The following is a 22,218-nucleotide window of genomic DNA, read 5'->3' on the forward strand; positions in this document are numbered from 1 at the left end:
TGAACCGGCGATGACGTCACCCGGTGCCTGCCGCACGGGATGCGGCGCCGACGGCCTGTGCCGACTCCGTCGTGCGGCCGGCCATGTCCTTGAGGTTTTGCCGCAATTGATCCAGCGCGAAGCTGAACGCGTAGAGTTGGCCAATGTCGTCGACCGGCAGGGCACGGGTCATCCCGTCGCGGCGCAGCGCCTGAATTTCGCTGGCGTAGGCGCCGATGGCCGCCTCCACCGGCGCGAGATCGGGCGCCGGGCGGCGATCGGCCAGCGCCAGGCCGGTCTCACGCAGGAATGATGCGGCCGTTTTCGAAACCTGCGCCAGGGCCGGCGCGAGCCGCGTGCGGATCGGCTCGGGCAGGGGATCGACCGTGGCGCGGTGGATGATGATCAGGTCGTGGCGCAGGCGCAGCACAGTGCGCAGGAACGGCTCCGGATCGGGCGCGTCGGTGAGGTGGCTTCGCCGCTCGCGACGGGCTTCGTCGGTGGCGGTTTCCAGCTGGATCATCGCCGACCGGATCTTGTCCAGCAGCACCTGGATGGCTTGCCGGTTATCGGTGCCGGTCAGGCCGGCCAGCAGCGCCGGTAGGACATCGGCCAGTTGGCCCAACGCGCGGCCGGCCGCCGTCGTGAGCACGCCATGTGCCCGTGCCGGCACGACGAGCAATGCCACGATCAACCCGACGACGCTGCCCAGCCCGATCTCCAGCACGCGGCTGAGCGCTGAGTCGATCGGGCTGGCGTGCTGGCTGGTCGTGCCCAGCAGCACGATGATGGCGGTGACCGGTGCCACGCGGAAAGCGGCGCTCAGTGCCGACAACACGGCGAGCGGGGCCAGCGCAGCGACGAGCGCCAGGCCGACGGTAAGGGGTTGCGTGTGCGGTATCAGCGTGGCGACGACAGCGCCGTAGGCGCCGCCGCTCAACGTGCCGATCAGCCGGTCCAGCGTGGCCTTGAGCGAGCCGCCGACGCTGGCTTGCATGACGATCACCGAGGTCAGCACGGCCCAATAGCCCTGGGAGAGCCCCAGCGCGGTGGCGAGCGCGAAGGTGATGATGCCGGCGACGGTGATGCGCGTGGCGAGTCGCAGCTCGGCGCGCCGACGCGTGAGCCAGTCGGCGATCCGCTGCCAGGATGCGGCAAAGCTTGCCATGGATATCTCCTGTTGTCCGATCCGGCGCTGGCAGAGCGCTGACGCATCTATTTCGCCTGGCCGTCCGGGCGTCGGCAACCTTCTGACCACTGGTCCCGGCGGTGGGCCTATGCATAGGATGGCGCATGACCAAAGAGCGCCATGCCCTCAAGCGCGCCGTGCGCCCCGCGACCACGGCAACACCCGACGACACCGAGAGCGAATCGCTATCGCCCTACCGCCACTTTTCAAGGACCGAATGGGCGGCGCTACGCGAGAACACGCCCGATACGGTGACATCAGGCGAGATCGCCAGAATGCGCTCGCTCAACGACCGGCTCGATTTGACGGAAGTCGACGACATCTACCTGCCGCTGTCGCGCCTGCTGGCGCTGCATGTGGCGGCGAGCCAGGAACTGTTCCACGGCCGCAGCCGTTTCCTGGGCACCAGCGACGGCAAGATGCCGTACATCATCGGTATCGCGGGCTCCGTCGCGGTCGGCAAATCGACGACGGCCCGCGTGCTGCAGGCGCTGCTGGCGGCCTGGCCCGACATGCCCAAGGTCGACCTGGTGACGACAGACGGGTTCCTGTTCCCCAAGTCGGTGCTGGAGCGCGAGCGCCTGATGGAGCGCAAGGGCTTTCCCGAAAGCTATGACCTGCCGACGATGCGCCGCTTCCTGCACGACGTGAAGGCGGGCAAGCGCCATGTCGCGGCGCCGGTCTATTCGCACCTGTTCTACGACGTGATGCCGGGAGAACACGTCGTGGTCGACCAGCCCGACATCCTGATCTTCGAAGGCCTGAACGTGCTGCAGCCGGCGCGCCTGCCGCGCGACGGCAAGGCGATTCCTTTCGTCTCGGACTTCTTTGACTTCTCGATCTACGTCGATGCCGACGAAGCGATCCTGCAGCGCTGGTACGTCGACCGTTTCATGACGTTGCGCCAGACCACGTTCCGCGATCCGCGTTCGCACTTCCACAAATACGCCTCGCTGACCGAGGAAGAGGCCGTCGCCACCGCGACCTCGATCTGGACCCGCATCAACCTGGTGAACCTGCGCGAGAACATCCTGCCCACCCGCCAGCGTGCCGACCTCATCCTGCGCAAGGGCGAAAGTCACCTGGTTGAGGAGGTGATGCTGCGGAAGTTGTAAGTGCTGTCATCCCGAGCGCAGCGAGGGATCTCCTGCGAGCGACGCAGTGCGCCATTACGAGGAGATCCCGGGATGACGGGTTAGTTCAGACTGAACGCCTCCAGCGCCGCCTGAGCGATCGGTGCGCCCCATTCCTGCACGAAGTGGCCGCCGTCGGCGACTTCGAACGGCGGCGGGCAGTTGCGGATATGGGCGCGCAGGTCGGCCATCACGGGTGGCCCGAGAACCGGGTCCTTCATGCCCACCGCCATGAAGCTTTGGCCGCGCCAGTCGTGGCGCCACCAGTCGCGCGCCCGGCGCGACAACGCGGCGCCGTCAGCGTCAGGGCGGTCGCAGACGAGGTTGGGGAAGCGGCGTACACCGGCCTTGTATCGGGCGTCGGGGAAGGGCGCGTCGTAGGCGGCGGCCTCGGCCGCGCTCAGATGCGGACAGGCGCGCTTGAGCAGGTCGCCGATCGCCATGTCCGGCGACCGGTTGTTGAAGGCGCGCCAGGCCAGGAAGGCTTCGCCCAGCGGCGCGTCGCCGGTGGCCAGCATGGTGTTCATCACCAGCAGCCGCGTGAAGCGGTCGGGCTGGTCCATCGGCAGGGTCAGACCCAGCAGGCCACCCCAGTCCTGGCACACCAGGCAGATGTTGCGCAGGTCCAAGCGTTCGATGAGGCGCAGCAGGACCGTGCGGTGGAACGTAAAGGTGTAGACGGTCTCATCGGTCGGCTTGTCGGAGCGGCCGAAGCCGATGAGGTCCGGCGCCACGACACGATGGCCGGCCGCGGTGAACACCGGAATCATGTGCCGGTACAGGTAGCTCCACGTCGGCTGTCCGTGCAGGCACAGGAACGTAGTCGGCGCGCCAGGCGGGCCCTCGTCGAGATAGTGCAAACGCAGTCCGGTGAAAGGATCGCCGAGATCGTCCACATAACGCGGGGCGTAGGCGAAGCCGGGCAGGTCGGCGAAGCGGTCGTCGGGGGTGCGCAGGGTGGACAAGGGCGTCTCCGAGACTAAACGGCAGGCTTGAAGCCTGCTGAAAAAGCCTTACAAGTCAATCTGTTATGCAGGACAAAGGCAAGCCGCAGCCGCCCGATCAAGCGGCCGGACGCAGCGAGCGCGATGCGCGCCTGGCCCAGGCGCTGCGCGACAATCTGCGCCGGCGCAAAGAGCAGGCGCGGGCCAAGGCAGGCACGCCGGTGTCGGAAAGCGGGGACAAGCCGCCGAAGAGCGAGGGAGGCGGTTGAGCCCTGCTGACGGCAGGGTTACAACCGGCGGCGCGCCGCCACCTTACCCCCTCACGCGGCGCCCATGAGGTGTGGCATGGCGATCATGTCGGATCGCTGGATCCGCAAGATGGCGCTCGAACAGGGCATGATCGAGCCCTACGTGGACGCCCAGAAGCGCGAAGGCGTCATTTCCTACGGCGTCTCGTCCTATGGCTACGATGCGCGCGTGGGCGACCAGTTCAAGATCTTCACCAACGTCAACAGCGCCGTGGTCGATCCCAAGGAATTCAGTGCCAACAGCTTCGTCGATCGCCAGACCGACGTGTGCATCATTCCGCCCAACAGCTTTGCGCTGGCGAGCACGGTCGAGTATTTCCGCATCCCGCGCGATGTGCTGGTGATCTGCGTCGGTAAGTCGACCTACGCGCGTTGCGGCATCATCGTCAATGTCACCCCCCTGGAACCGGAGTGGGAAGGTCACGTGACTCTGGAGTTCTCCAACACCACGCCGTTGCCGGCCAAGATCTACGCCAACGAAGGCGCCTGTCAGTTTCTCTTCCTGCAAGGCGACCAGCCCTGCGAAACGTCGTACCGGGACAAGGCCGGCAAGTACCAGGGGCAGCGTGGCGTGACGCTGCCGCGGATCTGAGGGGCCGGCAATGGATCGTATTCGCGTGCGGGGTGGCGTCTCGTTGCAGGGCGCCATCCAGATCTCCGGATCGAAGAATGCGTCGCTGCCCCTGATGGCAGCCGCCTTGCTGAGCGACCAGCCGCTGGTCCTGAACAACGTGCCGCGGCTGGCCGACATCAGCACCATGATCGCGCTGCTGCAGCAGCACGGTGTCGAGGTGTCGTCGGCGGCCGGCGAGAACGGCCACCGCCACGCCAAGACCCTGACCTTGAAGGCGGCCGAGATCACCTCGACCACGGCGCCTTACGACATCGTGCGCAAGATGCGCGCCTCGGTGCTGGTGCTGGGGCCGCTGCTGGCGCGCTGCGGCCAGGCGCGCGTATCGCTGCCGGGCGGCTGCGCCATCGGCACGCGGCCGGTCGACCTGCACATCGCCGGCCTGCAGGCGCTGGGCGCCAAGATCGAACTCGACGGTGGCTACATGGTCGCCACGGCGCCGCAAGGGCTGCGCGGCGCCAAGTATGTATTTCCCAAGGTATCGGTGGGTGCCACCGAGAACCTGATGATGGCGGCTGCCATCGCGCGCGGCACGACGGTGCTCGACAACGCCGCCCGTGAACCCGAGATCACCGATCTGGCGCATTGCCTGATCGCGATGGGGGCGCAGATCCACGGCGTCGGCACCGAGACGCTGCGTATCGACGGCGTGGAGCGGCTGCATGCCGCCACGCACGCGGTGATCCCTGACCGCATCGAGACCGGTACCTTCGCCATGGCGGTGGCGGTGACGGCGGGCGACGTCGAACTGGTCGGCGGCCGCATCGATCTGCTGGAGTCGACGATCGATACCTTGCGTGGGGCCGGCGTCGAATGCACGCCGACCAACGCCGGCTTTCGCGTGTCGCGCCGCAATGGGGCGCTGCATGGCGTCGACGTGATGACGGAACCCTATCCCGGTTTCCCGACCGACCTGCAGGCGCAGATGATGGCACTGATGTGCCGGGCCGAGGGTGCGGCCATGATCACCGAGACGATCTTCGAGAACCGCTTCATGCACGTGCCGGAACTGATGCGCATGGGTGCCAATATCAATATCCATGGCGCCTCGGCCATGGTGCGCGGCGTCAGGGAGCTGCGCGGCGCCGAGGTGATGGCGACCGACCTGCGCGCGTCGGTGTCGCTGGCCATCGCGGCGCTGGCGGCCAAGGGCGACACGACGCTGCACCGGGTCTACCATCTCGATCGCGGCTATGAGCGTCTTGAGGAAAAGTTGGCGGCGTGCGGCGCCGACATCGAGCGGGTGAAGGGCTGAAACGGAACGCCATGGCAGACAAGCTCAAGCTGAGCGCCTTCGACGGCGATGACCTGCAGGTGATCTCCGCCGCCATGCAGGATGCGCTGGTGGCCATCAAGGACATCGGCTGGTTCGCCAGCGAAAAGCGGCTGGTGCTGGTGGCCAACCGGTTCCGCTGGGAGGCGCCGGAAGACGCCGACGGGTCGTGGTCGCGTACCCACAGCGCCCTGGTGTTCCACGAGGTGAGCGCCGTGCGCCACGTCGACATGCCGCTGGGCGAACCGGACCGCATCCTGGGGCTGCTGTCGGTCGCGGTCGAGGCGGCGGAGGCTGACAAGACGGTGGTGCTGCTGCGCTTTGCCGCCCATCGCACGGTGCGCATCGAATCCCCTAAGTTGTTGTGCCACTTGGAGGATTTGGGTGAACCCTGGCCCACCAGGTGGCGGCCCTCGCACCCCGGCGCCGATATCGACGCGGCCCGCTGAGTGTGGTAGGCGACCGGCCCACCCTGCCGGAGCCTTTCTCCCGGAGTACGTGCCGTGAACGACGTGGCGGGAGGCGGCGACGCCCCCAGGACCGATAGCGCCAGCGACAAGCTGATTTTGGCCCTCCCCAAGGGCCGGATTCTGGCCGAGTCCGCACCGGTGCTGCATGCCGCCGGGATCGACCCGGAGCCGTCGTTCTACGACGAGAACGCCCGCGCCCTGCGGTTCGCGACCAATCGGCCCGACATCGACATCATCCGCGTGCGGTCCTTCGACGTCGCCACGTTCGTCGCCTTCGGCGCGGCGCACCTGGGCATCTGCGGCAGCGACGTGCTGCTGGAGTTCGACTTCAGCGAGATCTATGCCCCGGTCGACCTCGGCATCGGGCGCTGCCGACTGTCGGTGGCGGAACCGGCCGATCTTGCCGCGAGCGACGACCCGGCACGTTGGAGCCATATCCGCATCGCCACCAAGTACCCCGAGCTGACCAAGCGCCACTTCGCGGCCCGCGGCGTCCAGGCCGAATGCATCAAGCTCAACGGCGCCATGGAACTGGCGCCGACCCTGGGCCTGTGCCATCGCATCGTCGATCTGGTCTCCAGCGGCCGCACGCTGACGGAAAACGGCCTGAAGGAGATCGAGCGCATCGCCGAGGTCTCGTCGCGCTTCATCGTCAACCGGGCGGCGCTCAAGACGCGGCCGGAAGTGGTCGGCGCCTGGATCGAGCGATTCCGCGCCGCGGCGCGCAACGCCATCGCCGATGCGGCATGACGATGCCGAGTGACATGGGATCGACTGGCACAGGACCACTGCGCCTCGACGCCAGGGCGGCGGATTTCGAGACTGCCTTCGCGGCGTTCCTGGCCAAGGATCGCGACAGCGGCGCCGACGTCGATGGTGTCGTGCGCGATATTGTGGCCGATGTGCGCCGTCGCGGCGATGCGGCGGTCGTCGAGTACACCAACCGGTTCGATCGCATTTCGGTGACGGCCGACACGTTGCGGCTGGCTGATGCCGCGATCGACCAGGCGATGGCACAGGTGTCGGGCCAGGAGCGGGCGGCGATCGAATTCGCGGCGGCGCGCATCGATGCCTACCATCGCAAGCTGCTGCCGGCCGACATCGAGTTCACCGACGCCGCCGGCGTGCGGCTGGGCGCGCGGTTCACGGCGCTGGATGCCGTCGGCCTCTACGTGCCGGGCGGCAAGGCGGCCTATCCGTCGTCGGTGCTGATGAACGCCGTGCCGGCCAAGGCGGCCGGCGTGCGCCGCCTTGCCATGGTGGTGCCGACGCCGGGCGGTGTGCTGAACCCGCTGGTGATGTGCGCCGCGCGCGTGGCCGGCGTCGACGAGATCTATCGCGTCGGTGGCGCCCAGGCGGTGGCGGCGCTGGCCTACGGCACGGCGAGCATCGCGCCGGTCGACAAGATCGTCGGGCCGGGGAATGCCTATGTCGCCGCGGCCAAGCGGCTGGTGTTCGGCAAGGTCGGCATCGACCTGATCGCCGGTCCCTCGGAAATCCTGGTGGTGGCCGACGCCGATAACGATCCGTCGTGGATCGCGGCCGACCTGCTGTCGCAGGCCGAACATGACGAAGCGGCCCAGTCGATCCTGGTCTGCGACGATGCAGCGTTCGCCGACGCCGTGTGCCGGGCCGTGGTGGGCGAACTGAAGCAGCTGGACACGGCCGAACGGGCGGCGCTGAGCTGGCGCAACAACGGCGCGGTGATCCTGGTGCCGTCGCTGGTCGATGCCGCGCCCATCATCGACCGCATCGCCGCCGAGCATGTCGAGCTGTGCCTGGAGCCGGGGCCGGCGGAAACCCTGTTGCGCCGCATCCGCCATGCCGGCGCGATCTTCGTCGGCCGCCATACGCCGGAAGCGGTCGGCGACTACGTCGCCGGCACCAACCACGTGCTGCCGACGTCGCGCACGGCGCGCTTCTCGTCGGGCCTGGGTGTCAGCGACTTCCTGAAGCGCACATCGATCGTGTCGTGCGATGCCGCGTCCCTGGCGCATCTGGGCCCGGCGGCGGTGACCTTGGCGACCGCCGAGGGCCTGCCGGCGCATGCCCGCTCCGTCGCCATCCGTACCAATCAGACGCGCTAACCATGTCGGGCGCCCGCCGGGATCGCGTCATCGACATCCTGCTCGACGAGGGCACGATGGCGGCCCGCTCACCCGAGGCCGAGCATGAGCGCCAGGTGGCGATTTTCGACCTGCTGGAAGAGAACAGCTTCAGTCTGAGCGGGGCCGAGGGTCCCTATCGTCTGCATCTGGCCATCCAGGACAGCCGGCTGCTGTTCGACGTCCGTCACGAAGGCGGGCGCAAGCTGCGCGACATCGTGTTGTCGCTGACGCCGTTTCGCAAGGTCGTGAAGGACTACTTCATGATCTGCGAAAGCTACTACGCGGCGATCAAGAAGCTCAGCCCGGCCCAGATCGAGGCGCTCGACATGGGGCGCCGCGGGCTGCACAACGAAGGCTCCGAGGTGTTGCGCGAGCGGCTGTCCGGCAAGATCGAGGTTGATTTCGACACCGCGCGCCGGCTCTTTACGCTGATCTGTGCGCTGCTTGCGCGTGCGTGACGGCGGGCCATGATAGGCGAACTGCCGTCGAGCGTGCTGTTCGCCTGCACGTTGAATTCCGTACGCTCGCCGATGGCCGAAGCGTTGGCCAAACGACTCTACGGTCGGCGCGCCTATTTCGATTCAGCCGGTGTGCGGGCCGGCGACCTCGACGGTTTCGCCGTATCGGTGCTTGATGAAGTCGGCGTCGATCTGCACCGCCATCACGTCAAGACGCTGGAGCAGATCGACCCGTCGGAGTTCGAGGTGATCATCAGCCTGTCGCCCGAAGCGCATCATGCGGCACTGGAACTGACGCGCGATGCCGCCACAACGGTCGAGTACTGGCCGACGCCCGATCCCAGCGCGACAGGCGAGGACGACAGGAATCGCCGGCTGGAGGCCTACCGGCAGGTGCGCGAAATGCTGTCCCAGCGCATGCGTCAGCGCTTCGGCGCCAGCGGCGCCGTCGAGGTCTGATTCCGGCCGGTCGCCTTGACTTCAACGATGTCGGGCGCCATGTTCGCCACCCATTGAATTTCCAATGTGATGTTGACGCGACCGCGGTGCTGAACCGGCGGTTCCATCCATGTAGCCATACCCCTCGTGCCGACAGTGACCGCCCATCCGTTTGTGCTGGCATCGGCTTCGCCGCGACGCCTGGAACTGCTGCGCCAGGTCGGTGTGGAGCCGCATGCCGTCGACGCCGCCGATCTCGATGAAGCGCCATTGGGCCGCGAGCTGCCCACGGACCATGCGCAGCGACTGGCGGGCGCCAAGGCGGCGGCGGTGTTCGCGCGCCATGCCGGCAAGATCGTGCTCGGTGCCGACACCGTGGTCGCCTGCGGCCGGCGCATCCTGCCGAAAGCCGGTACCGAAGCCGAAGCACGGCGCTGCCTGGAACTGCTGTCGGGCCGGCGGCATCGTGTGCTGGGCGGCGTCTGCGTGATGGGCCCGGGCAATGTGCGACGGGACGCCCTGGTCGCCAGCGTCGTGCGCTTCAAGCGCCTGAGCGCGGCCGAAATCGATGCCTATATCGAGAGCGGCGAGTGGAACGGCAAGGCGGGCGGCTATGCCATCCAGGGCCGGGCCGCGGCGTTCGTGGCGTTTCTGTCGGGCTCGTATAGCAATGTCGTGGGCCTGCCGCTGCACGAGACGGTCAACCTCCTGAAGGGCGCCGGGTGGTGGCGCGAGGCAACGCCATGACCAGCATCGATCGCCTGGTCTGCCATGAAACCCCGGGCGCCACGCTGCTGGCGTCGCTGTCGGGTGGACGACTGGTCGAAGTTGCGGTGGCGACCAAGGATCGCGTCGACCTGACCGGGGCATTGGTGCTGGGCCGCATCGAACGCTTCGTGCCTGAGCTGGATGCGGCATTCGTCGATATCGGCGCGGCGCGGGCCGGCTTCCTGCGGCGCGCCGACATGGTCGGCTTCGACGGCGAGCGGCCGCAGGCCGGGCTGCCGATCCTGGTGCAGGTCACGCGCGATGCGCTCGACGACAAGGGCGCACGGCTGACGATGAATATCGGCCTGGTCGGCCGCTACCTGGTGTTCCATCCCTACGCCGACGGCACGCAGCTCTCGCGCCGCGTGCTCGACGACGCGGCCCGCGAGCGGCTGCTGGCGGCGGTGGCGGAAGTGGGCGCCGAGGAGGGCGGCTGGGTGGTGCGCACGGCCGCTTCCGGCGCGATCCGCGAGACGATCGTGAGCGAAGGCCAGGCGCTGCTGGTGCGCTGGGAGGGGTTGCGCACGCGGGCCCTGGCGCAGCGGCCGCCGGTGGTGCTGGTGGCCGAGCCGCACCCGCTGCTCAAGGCCGTGCGCGACCGCGGCGGCAGCCTGGCGGAGATCGCGCTCGATGATCGGACATTGGCCCTGCAGGTGCGCCGCACGCTCGACCTGTTCGAGGATCGCGCCGAGCTGCGGGTGACGATCGCCAACGGCGACGTTCTGGATACCCATGATGTTGCCGGCCAGATCGAGGCCGCATTGCAGCCGCACGTGGTGCTGCCGTCGGGCGTCGAGGTCCTGTTTGAGCCCGGCCGCACGCTGTGCGCCATCGACGTCGACAGCGGTTCGGCCGGGATGCGTCAGGGGCAGGGGCCGCGCACGCCGCTGGATGTCAATCTCGATGCCGCCGAGGAGATCGCGCGTCAATTGCGGCTGCGCAACATCGGCGGCATCGTCGTGGTCGATTTCATCGACATGCGCGCGCCGGCCGAGCGTGCGCGCGTACAGGCCCTGCTGGCCGATCGCGTGGCCGACGACCCGATACCGACCCAGGTGGTCGGCATGACGCGGCTGGGCCTGATGGAGCTCACGCGGGCGCGGCGCGGGCCGACTCTGGCGCAGGCCATCGAGGCTTTCGAGCGGGTCAACGAGGCGCACGCCGCGGCGCTCGATGCGCGTGACGGCGCCGGGAGGGACGGTTGAGCGATCGGCCACCCTTGCGGGTCGTCGGGCGCAACGCGAAGTGCCCGATCTGCGGCAAGCCGGCCGAACCGGCGCACCGCCCGTTCTGTTCCAAGCGCTGCGGCGATATCGATCTGGGCCGCTGGCTGAAGGAAAGCTATCGCGTGCCCACCGACGAACGGCCGGGCGACAGCGACGACGACAAGGGCTGAAAAGTCCCTCTCCCCGCCGGCGCGGAGAGAAGGGATATGGCTACTGCACCGAAATCCCGTACAGCTCCGCGACGTTGTCGTAGAGGATGCGGTCGCGCACGTCGGCCGAGAGGTGGCTGGTCTGCTCGGCGATCACCTTCTGGCTGTCGGGCCAGGTCGAGTCGCTGTGCGGGAAGTCGCTGGCCCACATCAGGCGCTCGTGGTTGACGTGGTTGGCGAACTGGAACGCCGTGAAGTCGTCCTGGAACGTCATGAAGATGTTCTCGCGGAAATAGTCGCTGGGCATCTTCTCCAGCTCGTTGCCCTTCAGCCAGTGCCGGTGCCGTTTGTACGCATGGTCCATGCGATACATGTAGTGAGGGGCCCAGCCGGCATCGGCCTCGGCGCAGACCACCTTGAGCTTGGGGTGGCGCATGAAGACGCCGGCGAAGACCAGCATCCCCAGGATGTCCTGGTTGCCGCGGATGATCGACAGGAAGGCGTTGATCTTGGGGCCGCGCGGCTTGGCGAGGCCGTCGGTCTTCGACGTCAGGATGTGGAACGACAGCGGCAGGCCCAGATCGACGGCGGCCTCCCAGAACGGGTCGTAGATGCGGCTGTCATAGTCTTCCTCGCCGGGGAAACCCGGCAGCATGGCGCCCTTGAAGCCCATGGCCTTGATGTTGCGCAGGTCCTCGATGCCTTCCTTGACCGTACGCACCGCCGTCTGGCCCAGCCCGAAGATGCGGCCCGGCGCGCCCTCGCAGAACCCCTGCAGCCAGCGGTTATAGGCCTCCATGCAGGCCCGCTTGTAGTCGAGATCCTCGTGGTTGCAGAGGACCATGCCGACCGAGGGATAGATCAGCTCGGCGGCGACGCCATCGCGGTCCTGGTCGGCCAGTCGCGCCTTGGCGTCCCAGCCGCCCTGGTGCAGTTCCTCGAAGCGGGCGCCGATCGTGCTCAGTTCCTCGGCCGGCCGGCCGGCGCCGGAGGACAGCGAGACCGGGATCGTCGTGGTCATGCCGGGAACGACATACATGTCGCCCTTCACCGGGTCGCGTGCCATGCGCGGCGCGCGGTCCCGGAAGGCCGGTTCGATGTGGTCGATGAAGCAGTTGGGCGGTTCGGTGACATGGGAGTCCGCCGAGATCGGCCGCTTGGTCATCGTACTTTCCTCCGGCTCTGCGCTTCGTTGGCTCAAAGTGTCCGTGTCCCCAGGCCGCCTTGTAAAGGCGCCGGCAGCGCGCCTCGGGCAGGCCAGCCATGGCGGAAGGCCGCGTCGCCACGCGAAATGCCATTCCCGACATTCTTCGGCAGCGTGGGAGGGCGATGTTTCTGGGGCGAAAAGAGCGATGGTGCCCAGGGGCGGAATCGAACCACCGACACTGCGATTTTCAGTCGCATGCTCTACCAACTGAGCTACCTGGGCCCGTCGAGCGCCGGCATCGTCTATGCACCGGGCCACGGCACGGTGGCGAGGCCACCGGTTGGCGGGCACGCTTATAGGCAACCGCCCATGCCATGTCCAGAGGCGCCCGACGTCCCATCCCATGGGAACCCGCAGGCATCCCAGGAGTTTACGTCATAGAGCAGTCGCGGACGGCGTCCGTCCGGTGGGGAGGAGCAACAGACATGGGGGCCGTGCTGCGGGTTGTTCCTGTAACGCCACCGCATGGAAGGGGCGGGTCTTCGGATACCCAGTCTTCCGGACATCCTGGCAACGGCGCCGAGCGTCCGTCGACCGTTCTGGTCGTCGAGGACGAGGTGCTCGTGCGCATGCCGGTCGCCGACTACCTGAGGGACTGCGGCTACCGGGTGCTGGAAGCCTCAAGTGCTGCCGAGGCGCAGGCCGTTTTCAAGGCGGGTGAGCCGATCGAAATCGTGATCTCCGATGTCAACATGCCGGGTGATATGAACGGCTTTGCTTTGGCGACGTGGATCCGTGAGAAGCACCCCGGCGTTCGGGTAATCCTGACCTCGGGGATCAACCAGATGGCCAGGAATGCCGAGGACGTGTGCAGCGACGGGCCGTTCCTGGAGAAACCGTATTCCTATGAGACCCTTCTTGTGCACATCAAGCGATTGCTGACCCAGCAAACCTAAAGTCAGAACGTGGGTGGCGTGCACACCCATAACACCCGTGCCGTCACCTTGCCCGGGTTGCGGTAGCTGTGCTTCAGGTCGGAATGAAAGAAGAAGCAGTCGCCGATATCGAGCGGGTAGACGACGCCGTCGACCGTCAGCTCGAGCTTGCCCTCGAGCACGAACCCGATTTCCTCGCCGACGTGGTCGATCGCGCCGTCGGTATGGCCGCCCGGGTCGACGCAATGGATGTTGGCTTCGATCAGCCCGCTGGGAGCGGCGGCCACCAGACGCTCGAGCGCAATGCCCGGCCCGCGTGCGAGCGGGTCGGTGCGGATGATAGGGCGGTTGTCGGCGCGCACGATCAGCACCGGTGACTGCATCGGCGGATCTGAGAACAGCACCGCGATATTGATGTCGAGGATGCCGACGATCTTGTGAAGCATCGACAGCGACGGGCGCACCTTGTCGTTCTCAAGCTTCGAGATGAAGCTTTCCGAACAGCCGACCTGGTCGGCGAGTTCGCGAAGCCGCAGCTTCTGCACCAGGCGGGCATGCTTGAGCCGGCTGCCGATCTTGATTTCAGCATCCGCCGGCGTGTTCCCGTCATCGCGGGAGCGGCCGACCGGTCCTTTTTTTCCAACACCGAGGGCGTGTTTCCCACGCCGGACAGGGCCGTTTGACGAGACGTGTCCGGTGCGGACCTGTGCGCGAGCCATGCGGAGTTTCCTAACGCGAATGTTTCGTCCGGTCCAGCAAACGCCCCGGCTTCTCATCAACCATGGGTACTGTACGGCAAGAGATATGACTAATAGTCAAGGTACTTGACAAGGTTTTGCAGCTTCGGCCTAAATCGAAAAGCTTGATGCAAGTGTGTGCGACACCTGTTGGGAGGCGGGGATCGTGCTGACCATCGAAAAATTCTCGGCGAGCTACGGCCCGGTCCACGCGCTGCATGGCATCGATCTGCGTGTCGAGGCGGGCGAGGCCGTATGCCTGCTGGGCAGCAATGGCGCCGGCAAGTCGACCCTGATCCGATCGCTCATGGGGCTCGGTCCGCTGGTCAGTGGCGCGGCGCACTTCGAAGGGCGTGACCTGTCGGTGCATGCCGTCGAGGACCGCGTGCGGCTGGGACTTGCCGTCGTCTTCGAGGGCCGCGGTATCCTGCCGGCGATGTCCGTTCACGAGAACCTCCTGATGGGTGGTTACTGCCGAAGTCGCGCGGACATTGCCCAGACCCTGGAACAGGTCGTCGCGCTGTTCCCGCTGCTGGCGTCGCGCCGCAACCAGCCTGCCGGGACCTTGAGCGGCGGCGAGCAGCAGATGCTGGCGATCGCACGGGCGCTGATGTCGCGGCCCAAGATGATCATGCTGGATGAGCCGTCGATGGGCCTGGCACCCATCGTCGTCGAGCAGGTGTTCGAGGCGATCGCCGAGGTCAACCGCCGCGGTGTCGCCATCCTGCTGGTCGAGCAGAACATGCATATGGCGCTCGCCGTAGCGCAGCGCTTCTACGTTCTGGATCGCGGTGCCGTCGTGCTCGCGGGCACGGTCAGCGACGGCGTCCTGACATCAAACACCGGACAGGTTCTCCACGAAGACGAGATCGAGTCCGCCTACATGGGGGAGAAGACATGACGGATTGGACGGGTAGAGGACTTCGGATCGCGGTGGTCTCGTCGGCCGTCATTCTTGTCGCCGGGCTGCTGCCGGCATCCGCTCAGCAGCGGGTTGTGAAGGTCGCGTATGTGGGACCCTTGACCGGTCCCAACACGGCGATGGGCATCGGCACGCGCAATTCCATGGATCTGGCGATCCGCGAGGCGAACGCAGCGAACGCATTGCCGTTCAAGCTCGAGCTGATCTCCGAAAGCGACGACTCCAAGCCGTCGACCGGAGTCGCGGCGATCCAGAAGCTGTGCAACGATCCCGATGTGATCGCAACGTCGGCGCACTGGAACAGTCCGGTGGCGTTGGCCACGATTCCCTACTTCAAGCAGTGCAACCTGCTCAATCTCGTGTCGGGTGCGTCCGTGGATGCCTTGACGCAGCAGGGTGTTCCCGAGATGGCGCGCGTCAGCACGCCGTTCGGCTACCTGCTGCCGCACCTGGCGGAAAGCCTGATCGACCGACTGAAGTTCAAGACGATCGCCATCGTGAAGTCGCGCGACGCCTTCGGCGATGCCGGCACCGAGGGCTTCGTGCCCGAGTACGAGAAGCGCGGCGGCAAGATTATCGCTGTCGAGGGGTACAATGTCGGCGACCGCGACTACACCGCGATCCTCACCAAGATCCGGCAGTTGAAGCCCGATGCGGTCTATCTGGCCGGCCTGACGACGGAAGCGGCGCTGGTGGTGCGGCAGATGCGCCAACTGGGCATGAAGACCGCCTTTGTCGGCCACGCCGGCTGGCAGACGTCGACGTTCGTCGAAGCCGCCGGTCCAGCCGGCGAGGGGGCGATCGTCGTGACATCCCTGCCATTTCTCGACCGGCTGCCCGATGGGCCGGGCTATGCGAAGCGCTATGCTGCCGCTGGCTACAAGGAGCCGCACGAAGCGTACGGGCCGTTCGGTTATGCCGCCGGCCAGGTCATCGTCGACCTGCTGCGCCGCCATGGCCCGGACCGCAAGGCTGTCGTCGCCGGCATCCGCCAGCTTCAGGACACCAAGACCATTTTCGGCCCCGGTCGCTTCGACGACAGGGGTGTACTGCAACCCAAATATGTCGACATGGCCGTGCTCAAGGGCGGCGACTGGGTGCCGCTGCCGAAGTAGCACCGCGCCGGCTTCCGACCACACGACAACGCAGAACGGACATCGATGGACCTTATCCTGCAGCACCTGGTGAATGCGTTGGCGTTGTCGGCGGTCTATGCGCTGGTGGCGATCGGCATCAGCCTGTTCTTTGGCGTCATTGGCATCGTCAACCTGGCGCACGGCGACATCGCGACCCTGGGAGTCTTCGCATCACTGGCGGTCTTCCAGTTCCTGCTGGCGGGCGGCGCCATGGATATCACGGCGCTCTCCGCGCCCGCAGCGATGGCCACGCTCGCGGCACTGGCGGCCGGCCTTGTCGTCGCCGCGCTCAGCGGTGTCGTTTTCTACCGGGTCGCGTTCTTTCCGCTGCGCGCCGCGCCGCCGATCATCGGACTGCTGTGCTCGGTCGGTGTCGGTTTCATCATCCGCGAGAGCATCCTCAATTTCTATCCGAACGGCCGCAATCCGCAGCCGTTCCCGGCGATCATTCCGCCCGACCTGATCGAGATCGGCGGGGTCATCATTCAATACAAGCACATCTTCGTCATCGGCACCGCGGTGATCGTGATGTTCGCGCTGGCCTACTGCGTGGAACGCACGCGATTCGGTCGTGCCATGCGCAGCATCCTGAATAATCGCGAGGTGGCCCAATCGCTGGGGGTTTCCACCTTCAAGGTGACGGTGGCGCTGTTCGCGCTGGGCTCGGCGTTGGCGGGGCTGGCCGGCCTGATGAATGCGCTCTACTACAACCTCGTGCAGTCGGACATGGGCACGCTGCTGACCGTGAAGGGTTTCACCGCGGCCGTGATCGGCGGTCTGGGCAACATCTACGGCGCACTTCTGGGCGCTGTGCTGGTCGGGCTCATCGAGGCGGTGACGGCGGGCTTCATCCCCGACGGCTCCGCCTACAAGGACGTGGCGGTGTTCGGTGTCCTCATCGCCATCCTGATCGCCCGTCCGAATGGGTTGTTGGGCCGTCTCAGCGCCGAGCGCGTGTGAGTACACCATGAATGTCGCCGCAGTGCCTGCATCATCGCGGACCGGCATGCTGAGAGCCGGCCTCGTCATGCTGTCCATCCTGGCAGGGTTCGCTCTGCTGGCGCTCTTCCTGCGCAAGGCTGAGGGTATGGTGCTGGCCGCGATCGTGGCGGGTATCTTCACGATCGTCGCACTGCCGGCCAGCCGAAACGCAGCGTGGCGCGGCCTGGCGATCCTGCAGGCGCATCCGCGGGCAGCCGTCGCGGCCTGTGCGATCGGTGCCGTCCTGCTGCCGATCTTCCTGCACAACGACGGTTATTGGATCCACGTCCTGTCGATCGCGATGATCTTCGCCATCATGGCGATCGGACTGAACGTGCATCTGGGCGAGATCGGCCTGGTCAACCTCGGCTATGCCGGACTGTTCGCCGTCGGCGCCTATGCCTCGACCCTGCTGTCGCAGGCCGGGGCACCGTTCTGGCTGGCGACCCTTTTTGCCATGACCGTCTGCTGGACCACGGGCGGCTTGCTCGGCTTCTTCTCGGTGCGCACCAGCGGCGACTATTTCGCACTCGTCACCCTCGGGTTCGGCCTGATCGTGCAACAGCTCATCATCAATCTGACCTGGCTGACGCAGGGCAACAACGGCATCACCAATATTCCAGCCGTAAGCATGCTGGGACATACGAGCAAGATGCCGATCGATCTGGGCATCGTTCGCCTGGTTCCGGAGACGAACTTCTTCTATCTCTGTCTCGTTGCCCTGTGCGGCTCCCTGGTGCTGGCGCGGCATTATCAGAAAGTCTGGATCGGTCGCATGTGGACGGCTTTGCGCCAGGACGCCATCGGCGTGTCCTGCTTCGGCCTCGACGTGCCGCGTTTCAAGATCCTGACCGTGGCGTTCGGCAGCATGTTCGCCGGGCTGGCCGGTTCGCTGTTCGCCCATGAGATCGGCTTCATCTCGCCCGACGATTTCACATTGCTGCATTCCGTCGAGGTGCTGGCGTCGGTGATCCTGGGCGGTATCGGCAACCTGTTCGGCGTGACCGTCGGCGCGATCATTCTCTCGGTCGCGCCGGAGAAGCTGCGCTTCCTCGGCGACTACCGGCTGCTGATGTATGGCGCGATGCTGGTTGTCCTGCTCATCTACCGGCCGCTGGGGCTGTTGCCTGACCCGCGTCGCCGGTTCGAGTCGTTCTGAGGCACCATGACCGCGTCGGCCACACTTCTGGATATCCGCGGCGCCGCCAAGTCGTTCGGCGGCGTTCGGGCGCTGGATGGTATCGACCTTCAGCTGGCGGCCGGCGAGGTGCTGGGCGTCATCGGCCCCAACGGCTCCGGCAAGACGACGCTGTTCAACCTCCTCACCGGCGTGGTTCGGGCCAGCGGCGGCACCGTCCGGCTGGCGGATTCGGGAGCCAACCTGCTCGACCTGAAACCGTGGGAGATCTCGACACTCGGCATCGCCCGCACGTTTCAGAACATCCGCCTGGCACTGGGACAATCCGTCCTCCAGAACGTGCTGGTGGGCGCCTACCGGCAAAACCGGACGTCGTGGTGGCAGGTGCTGTTGACGCCGCAGACCGTTGCGGCGCGCGAAGCGCAGGCTGTCGAGAAAGCCATGGAGGCGTTGCGCTTCGTCGCGCCCGCCTTGGCGACGACGCCCGATCGCATCGTCGGCGAGCTGCCTTATGCCGATCGACGACGGATCGAACTGGCGCGTGCGGTCGTAGGTGATCCGCGCATCATGCTGATCGACGAACCCGCCGCCGGGATGAACCCCCATGAGACGTCGGAGATCGCCGACGATATTCTTCGGATCGCCGCACGCGGCATGTCGATCCTGGTGATCGAACACAAGATGAAGTTCATCGCCACGGTCGCGTCGCGGATTGCCGTGCTCAATTTCGGCCGCAAGATCGCGGAAGGAAGCTATGAGCAGATCAGGACGGATCCGAACGTGCTAGCGTCCTATCTGGGACGCAAGGGCGACCATCTGGCCGCGGCTCGATAGTCGATTTCGCTGCAATCGGGAAGTTATAGCCATGAGTGAACGCCGTGACGATGCTCCGCTCCTGCTGACCGGGGGCCCCGTCTACACTTTCGATCAGGCCGATTCGGTGGCGCAGGCGGTGCTGATCGAGCGCGGCAGGATCGCCGATGTCGGCACGCTGGCAACGTTGCGTGACCGTGCCGGCCCGCAGCGGCGCGAGATCGATGTCGGCGGCGCCACCATCATGCCCGGCCTGATCGATACGCACCCCCATCTGCTGCACTACGGCTCCCTGCAGGAGCCGCTGGTCGACATCCAGGATGCGACGAGCCACGACGACATCGTAAGCCGCATCGCCGCCCGCGCCCGAGACACGGCGGCGGGCGAGTGGATCATGACGACGCCGGTCGGTGATGCGCATTACTTCATCACGCGATCCTACAAGAACCTGAAAGAAGGCGAACTGCCGAGCCGCGCGGTGCTCGACCGCGCGACCTTGGATCACCCCGTCGTCATCCAGGCGTGGGCGCCGTCGCTGCCCAACGCGATCGCGTTCAACTCGGCGGCGCTGCGGCTGCTGAAGATCGATGCGACCACACCCGAGCGCATCAGCAACGTCACGATCGAGAAGGGCAAGGATGGTGAGCCGACCGGGCGCATGTTCGGCTCGGTGACGAACTATTACAGCAACGATCCCTTCGCCAACAAGCTGTGGCTGCAGATCCCGTTCCTGAAGTACGAGCTGCTGGTGCCGGGCACCCAGCGCGCGCTTCAGGCCTATCACCGCATGGGCGTCACCGGCATCTATGAAAACCACATGATGGACAAGCGCCTGATCGATGCCTACCGGCAGCTGCGTGCCAAGGGCGCGCTGCGCATGCGGGTGATGGCGTCACAGGAGGCCGAGTCCTACGGCATGCCGTGGAGCCGGCCGCGCACCATGGAAGACTTCATGGCCCGCCTGGAGGATGCCGCGCGTTCGATCGAGCTCACCGACGACTGGTTCCGGTTCAATGGCGTCACGATCATGTGGGACGGCACCTGCTTTCCCGGCGGCATGCTGATGCGCGAACCCTACAAGGGCCCCTACGGCGAGAAGACCTGCGGCTACTTCCACATCACGCCGGAGAAAGCCGAGGCCGTCATGCGCTTCTGCGCCGAGCGGCGCATTCGGCTCAACACCATGTGCATGGGCATCGCCGCGCACGACGAGAACCTGAGCCGGCTCGAGCGCCTGGCGCAGCAGTTCGATATCGGTTCGTTGAACTGGGTGCTGGTGCACGCCGTCTTCATCGAGCAGGAGCAGGTGGCGCGTTATGCCAAGCTGAACATGGACTTCACCACGTCGATGTCGTTCTGCTGGGGCAAGGGCGAGCTGTTCCGGCAGCGCATGGACAAGGTGCCGTTCGCCGACCTGATGCCGCTGCGGCGGTTCTTCGACCTGGGGTTCGCCGTGGCCGGCGCCACCGACTGGGGACCCAAGAATCCCTTCGAGCAGATCGAGCTTGCCATGACGCACGAGTTCGCCGGTTCGGGTTACCGCAACCTCGGACCGTCGCAGACGATCAGCCGGCGCGAAGCGGTGTCGATGTGGACACGCGGTGCCGCGCAGGTGCTGCGCTGGAGCGGCATCGGTTCGCTCGAACGCGGCCACCATGCCGACATCGCCATCGTCGACCAGGACATCATGGCCTGCGACGTCGCGGCGATCGGCAATACCAAGGCGCTGGCGACCCTGGCCGGCGGCGAGGTGGTGCATGACACCGGATTGTTCGGCTAGGCCGTCATGTTGATCGACAGCATCCTGTGGCAGCAGGCGCAGATGCGGCCGCACAAGGTCGCGCTCGTCTGCGGCGACCGCCGCTTCACCTACGCCGAAACGGCCGACCGGACGCGGCGTCTGGCCCACGCGCTGCGCGGCCTGGGCATCCAGCCGGGGCAGAAGGTGGCGGTGCTGGCCACCAACTGCGCCGAGCACGCCGAGGCGGTGTTCGCCATCGCGGCGATCGGTGCCGTCTGGGTTCCGCTCAATTTCCGACTCTCGGTGCCGGAGCTCGCCTACATCGTGGACGACAGCGAGAGCGTGGCGGTCATCTGCACCACCGATATGCAGGCCAGCGCTGAAGGCTTGCGGGACATCGTGCGTGGCGTATCGACCTGGATCAGCATCGGTGCCACGGCACTTCCCGGTACTGTCCTGTACGACGATCTGCTGCGCCAAGGCAGCAGCGGGGCGCTCGCCAGCATGGCCGCGCCGGATGATCTCTTTTCGATCATGTACACCAGCGGCACGACCGGCAAACCGAAGGGAGTCATGCTGCCCCATCGCCGGTTCTTCGTCGGCACGATCCTCAGTACGATCGCCCTCAAGGCCACCGAGCATGACATCAAGCTGCAGGCGATCCCGCAGTTCCATGCCGGCGGCTATATCTACCAGCTTTGCCACATGGCGGCAGGCGCCACCCTGGTCATCCTGCCGCGGTTCGAGCCGGAACCGACGCTGGCGCTCATGCAGCGGGAACGGGCGACGGCGGCGGGTTTCGTGCCCTCGATGCTGCTGGCGCTGATCGAGGCGCCGTCGTTTCAGACGGCCGACTTCAGCGCGTTGCAGCGCGTGATGTACGGCGGATCACCCATTCCCGAGGATCGCCTGGCGCGCGCGTTGGAGCGCATGGGTGCGAAGTTCCTGCAGACATACGGACAGACCGAGGCCGGCGTCCTGGTGAGTGTGCTGGACGATGCCGATCACGATCGCGGCTTGCGGGATGCGCCGCAGCTGCTGCGCTCGTGCGGACGGGCGATGCTGGGCTACGACATCCGGATCGTCGATGATGCGGGCGCGCCGACGGAGGGCATCGGCGAGCTGGCGGTACGCGCCGACTCGCTGATGACGGGCTATCTGAAGCGCCCTGACGAGACCGCCGCGACATTGGTCGACGGCTGGCTGCGCACCGGTGATCTGGGCTGGCAGGATGACGCGGGCCGCTTCTACCTCGTCGACCGCAAGAAGGATCTGATCGTGTCGGGTGGCGAGAATGTCTATCCGATCGAGATCGAGCATGTGCTGTCCAGTCATCCCGATGTCCTGGATGTCGCCGTGATCGGCGTGCCCGATCCGCGCTGGGGCGAGGCGGTGAAGGCGGTGATCGTCCGACGGCCGGGCACGTCGACCGACGAGGCGAGTCTGGTGGGCTTCTGCCGCGGCAAGCTGGGCGGTTTCAAGATTCCCAAGTCGGTCGATTTCATCGACGCGCTGCCGCGCAACGCCTCGGGCAAGATCCAGAAGGTCATCCTGCGCGATCGCTACTGGGCGGGCCACGCGCGCAAGATATAAT

24 protein-coding genes and 1 tRNA gene are annotated in these 22,218 nt (G+C 66.4%); 20 read left to right on the forward strand and 5 right to left on the reverse strand.

Features of this window, described 5'->3' with window-relative positions; translation table 11 throughout:
• Positions 1–16 precede the first annotated feature (16 nt).
• Positions 17–1,147, reverse strand: a complete 1,131-nt coding sequence (locus FQU96_RS37270) for an FUSC family protein (protein ID WP_146546492.1) — start codon at positions 1,145–1,147, stop codon at positions 17–19.
• 125 nt (positions 1,148–1,272) lie between these two features.
• Between FQU96_RS37270 and coaA the strand changes: the two genes are divergently transcribed.
• Positions 1,273–2,283 (forward strand): type I pantothenate kinase, encoded by a 1,011-nt coding sequence (gene coaA, locus FQU96_RS37275; RefSeq protein WP_146546493.1) that lies wholly within the window; start codon positions 1,273–1,275, stop codon positions 2,281–2,283.
• 80 nt (positions 2,284–2,363) lie between these two features.
• On the opposite strand, the gene FQU96_RS37280 is transcribed toward coaA, so the two are convergent.
• A complete protein-coding gene (locus tag FQU96_RS37280) occupies positions 2,364–3,266 on the reverse strand; it encodes a haloalkane dehalogenase (RefSeq protein WP_146546494.1) in 903 nt (300 codons plus the stop codon).
• Between the two features lie 65 nt (positions 3,267–3,331).
• Between FQU96_RS37280 and FQU96_RS37285 the strand changes: the two genes are divergently transcribed.
• From FQU96_RS37285 to FQU96_RS37335, 11 genes are all read left to right on the forward strand, one after another.
• Positions 3,332–3,514, forward strand: a complete 183-nt coding sequence (locus FQU96_RS37285; protein WP_146546495.1) for a hypothetical protein — start codon at positions 3,332–3,334, stop codon at positions 3,512–3,514.
• A gap of 76 nt (positions 3,515–3,590) precedes the next feature.
• Positions 3,591–4,145, forward strand: coding sequence for a dCTP deaminase (dcd, locus tag FQU96_RS37290; protein WP_146546496.1), 555 nt, complete (start codon positions 3,591–3,593; stop codon positions 4,143–4,145).
• A gap of 10 nt (positions 4,146–4,155) precedes the next feature.
• Positions 4,156–5,439 (forward strand): UDP-N-acetylglucosamine 1-carboxyvinyltransferase, encoded by a 1,284-nt coding sequence (gene murA / locus FQU96_RS37295; protein WP_146546497.1) that lies wholly within the window; start codon positions 4,156–4,158, stop codon positions 5,437–5,439.
• A gap of 11 nt (positions 5,440–5,450) precedes the next feature.
• A complete protein-coding gene (locus FQU96_RS37300; protein WP_146546498.1) occupies positions 5,451–5,906 on the forward strand; it encodes a DUF2948 family protein in 456 nt (151 codons plus the stop codon).
• Between the two features lie 54 nt (positions 5,907–5,960).
• Entirely contained in the window at positions 5,961–6,677 is a 717-nt protein-coding gene (gene hisG, locus FQU96_RS37305) for an ATP phosphoribosyltransferase (RefSeq protein WP_218575023.1), read from the forward strand.
• A complete protein-coding gene (gene hisD / locus FQU96_RS37310; protein ID WP_370461639.1) occupies positions 6,674–8,014 on the forward strand; it encodes a histidinol dehydrogenase in 1,341 nt (446 codons plus the stop codon). The genes hisG and hisD overlap by 4 nt, the downstream gene beginning before the upstream one ends.
• A gap of 2 nt (positions 8,015–8,016) precedes the next feature.
• Positions 8,017–8,493 (forward strand): UPF0262 family protein, encoded by a 477-nt coding sequence (locus tag FQU96_RS37315; protein ID WP_146546499.1) that lies wholly within the window; start codon positions 8,017–8,019, stop codon positions 8,491–8,493.
• A 9-nt stretch (positions 8,494–8,502) separates the two neighbouring features.
• The gene (locus FQU96_RS37320) at positions 8,503–8,952 is read left to right on the forward strand and encodes a low molecular weight phosphatase family protein (RefSeq protein ID WP_146546500.1); all 450 of its coding nucleotides are present in this window, start codon (positions 8,503–8,505) and stop codon (positions 8,950–8,952) included.
• Between the two features lie 126 nt (positions 8,953–9,078).
• A complete protein-coding gene (locus FQU96_RS37325) occupies positions 9,079–9,678 on the forward strand; it encodes a nucleoside triphosphate pyrophosphatase (protein ID WP_146546501.1) in 600 nt (199 codons plus the stop codon).
• Entirely contained in the window at positions 9,675–10,904 is a 1,230-nt protein-coding gene (locus FQU96_RS37330; protein ID WP_146546502.1) for a ribonuclease E/G, read from the forward strand. The genes FQU96_RS37325 and FQU96_RS37330 overlap by 4 nt, the downstream gene beginning before the upstream one ends.
• On the forward strand, positions 10,901–11,095 hold the full coding sequence (locus FQU96_RS37335; RefSeq protein WP_146546503.1) for a DNA gyrase inhibitor YacG: 195 nt from the start codon (positions 10,901–10,903) through the stop codon (positions 11,093–11,095). Before FQU96_RS37330 ends, FQU96_RS37335 begins: the two co-directional genes overlap by 4 nt.
• Before the next feature lie 40 nt (positions 11,096–11,135).
• On the opposite strand, the gene FQU96_RS37340 is transcribed toward FQU96_RS37335, so the two are convergent.
• Together FQU96_RS37340 and FQU96_RS37345 are read right to left on the reverse strand one after the other, a co-directional pair.
• On the reverse strand, positions 11,136–12,239 hold the full coding sequence (locus FQU96_RS37340; protein WP_146546504.1) for an amidohydrolase family protein: 1,104 nt from the start codon (positions 12,237–12,239) through the stop codon (positions 11,136–11,138).
• Between the two features lie 188 nt (positions 12,240–12,427).
• A tRNA-Phe gene (locus FQU96_RS37345) sits at positions 12,428–12,503 on the reverse strand.
• Positions 12,504–12,706: 203 nt separating this feature from the next.
• On the opposite strand from FQU96_RS37345, the gene FQU96_RS37350 reads away from it, so the two are divergent.
• Positions 12,707–13,177, forward strand: a complete 471-nt coding sequence (locus FQU96_RS37350; RefSeq protein WP_146546505.1) for a response regulator — start codon at positions 12,707–12,709, stop codon at positions 13,175–13,177.
• A 2-nt stretch (positions 13,178–13,179) separates the two neighbouring features.
• Here FQU96_RS37350 and FQU96_RS37355 read toward each other — a convergent pair whose 3' ends face one another.
• Positions 13,180–13,932 (reverse strand): cupin domain-containing protein, encoded by a 753-nt coding sequence (locus tag FQU96_RS37355; protein WP_255468788.1) that lies wholly within the window; start codon positions 13,930–13,932, stop codon positions 13,180–13,182.
• A gap of 127 nt (positions 13,933–14,059) precedes the next feature.
• Between FQU96_RS37355 and FQU96_RS37360 the strand changes: the two genes are divergently transcribed.
• From FQU96_RS37360 to FQU96_RS37390, 7 genes are read left to right on the forward strand one after another with little or no spacing between them, the layout of a single operon-like run.
• Positions 14,060–14,794: an ABC transporter ATP-binding protein gene (locus FQU96_RS37360; protein ID WP_218575024.1), complete on the forward strand. Its 735-nt coding sequence runs from the start codon at positions 14,060–14,062 to the stop codon at positions 14,792–14,794.
• Entirely contained in the window at positions 14,791–15,930 is a 1,140-nt protein-coding gene (locus tag FQU96_RS37365; RefSeq protein WP_146546506.1) for a branched-chain amino acid ABC transporter substrate-binding protein, read from the forward strand. Before FQU96_RS37360 ends, FQU96_RS37365 begins: the two co-directional genes overlap by 4 nt.
• Before the next feature lie 45 nt (positions 15,931–15,975).
• Positions 15,976–16,911: a branched-chain amino acid ABC transporter permease gene (locus tag FQU96_RS37370; protein ID WP_146546507.1), complete on the forward strand. Its 936-nt coding sequence runs from the start codon at positions 15,976–15,978 to the stop codon at positions 16,909–16,911.
• Positions 16,912–16,918: 7 nt separating this feature from the next.
• Positions 16,919–18,091 (forward strand): branched-chain amino acid ABC transporter permease, encoded by a 1,173-nt coding sequence (locus tag FQU96_RS37375; protein WP_178131024.1) that lies wholly within the window; start codon positions 16,919–16,921, stop codon positions 18,089–18,091.
• Between the two features lie 6 nt (positions 18,092–18,097).
• Entirely contained in the window at positions 18,098–18,904 is an 807-nt protein-coding gene (locus FQU96_RS37380; RefSeq protein ID WP_146546509.1) for an ABC transporter ATP-binding protein, read from the forward strand.
• A gap of 31 nt (positions 18,905–18,935) precedes the next feature.
• On the forward strand, positions 18,936–20,663 hold the full coding sequence (locus FQU96_RS37385; RefSeq protein ID WP_146546510.1) for an amidohydrolase: 1,728 nt from the start codon (positions 18,936–18,938) through the stop codon (positions 20,661–20,663).
• Positions 20,664–20,669: 6 nt separating this feature from the next.
• Positions 20,670–22,217: a long-chain-fatty-acid--CoA ligase gene (locus FQU96_RS37390; protein WP_146546511.1), complete on the forward strand. Its 1,548-nt coding sequence runs from the start codon at positions 20,670–20,672 to the stop codon at positions 22,215–22,217.
• Position 22,218: the final 1 nt, after the last annotated feature.

The organism is Reyranella sp. CPCC 100927, from assembly GCF_007859315.1.
Lineage (GTDB): Bacteria > Pseudomonadota > Alphaproteobacteria > Reyranellales > Reyranellaceae > Vineibacter.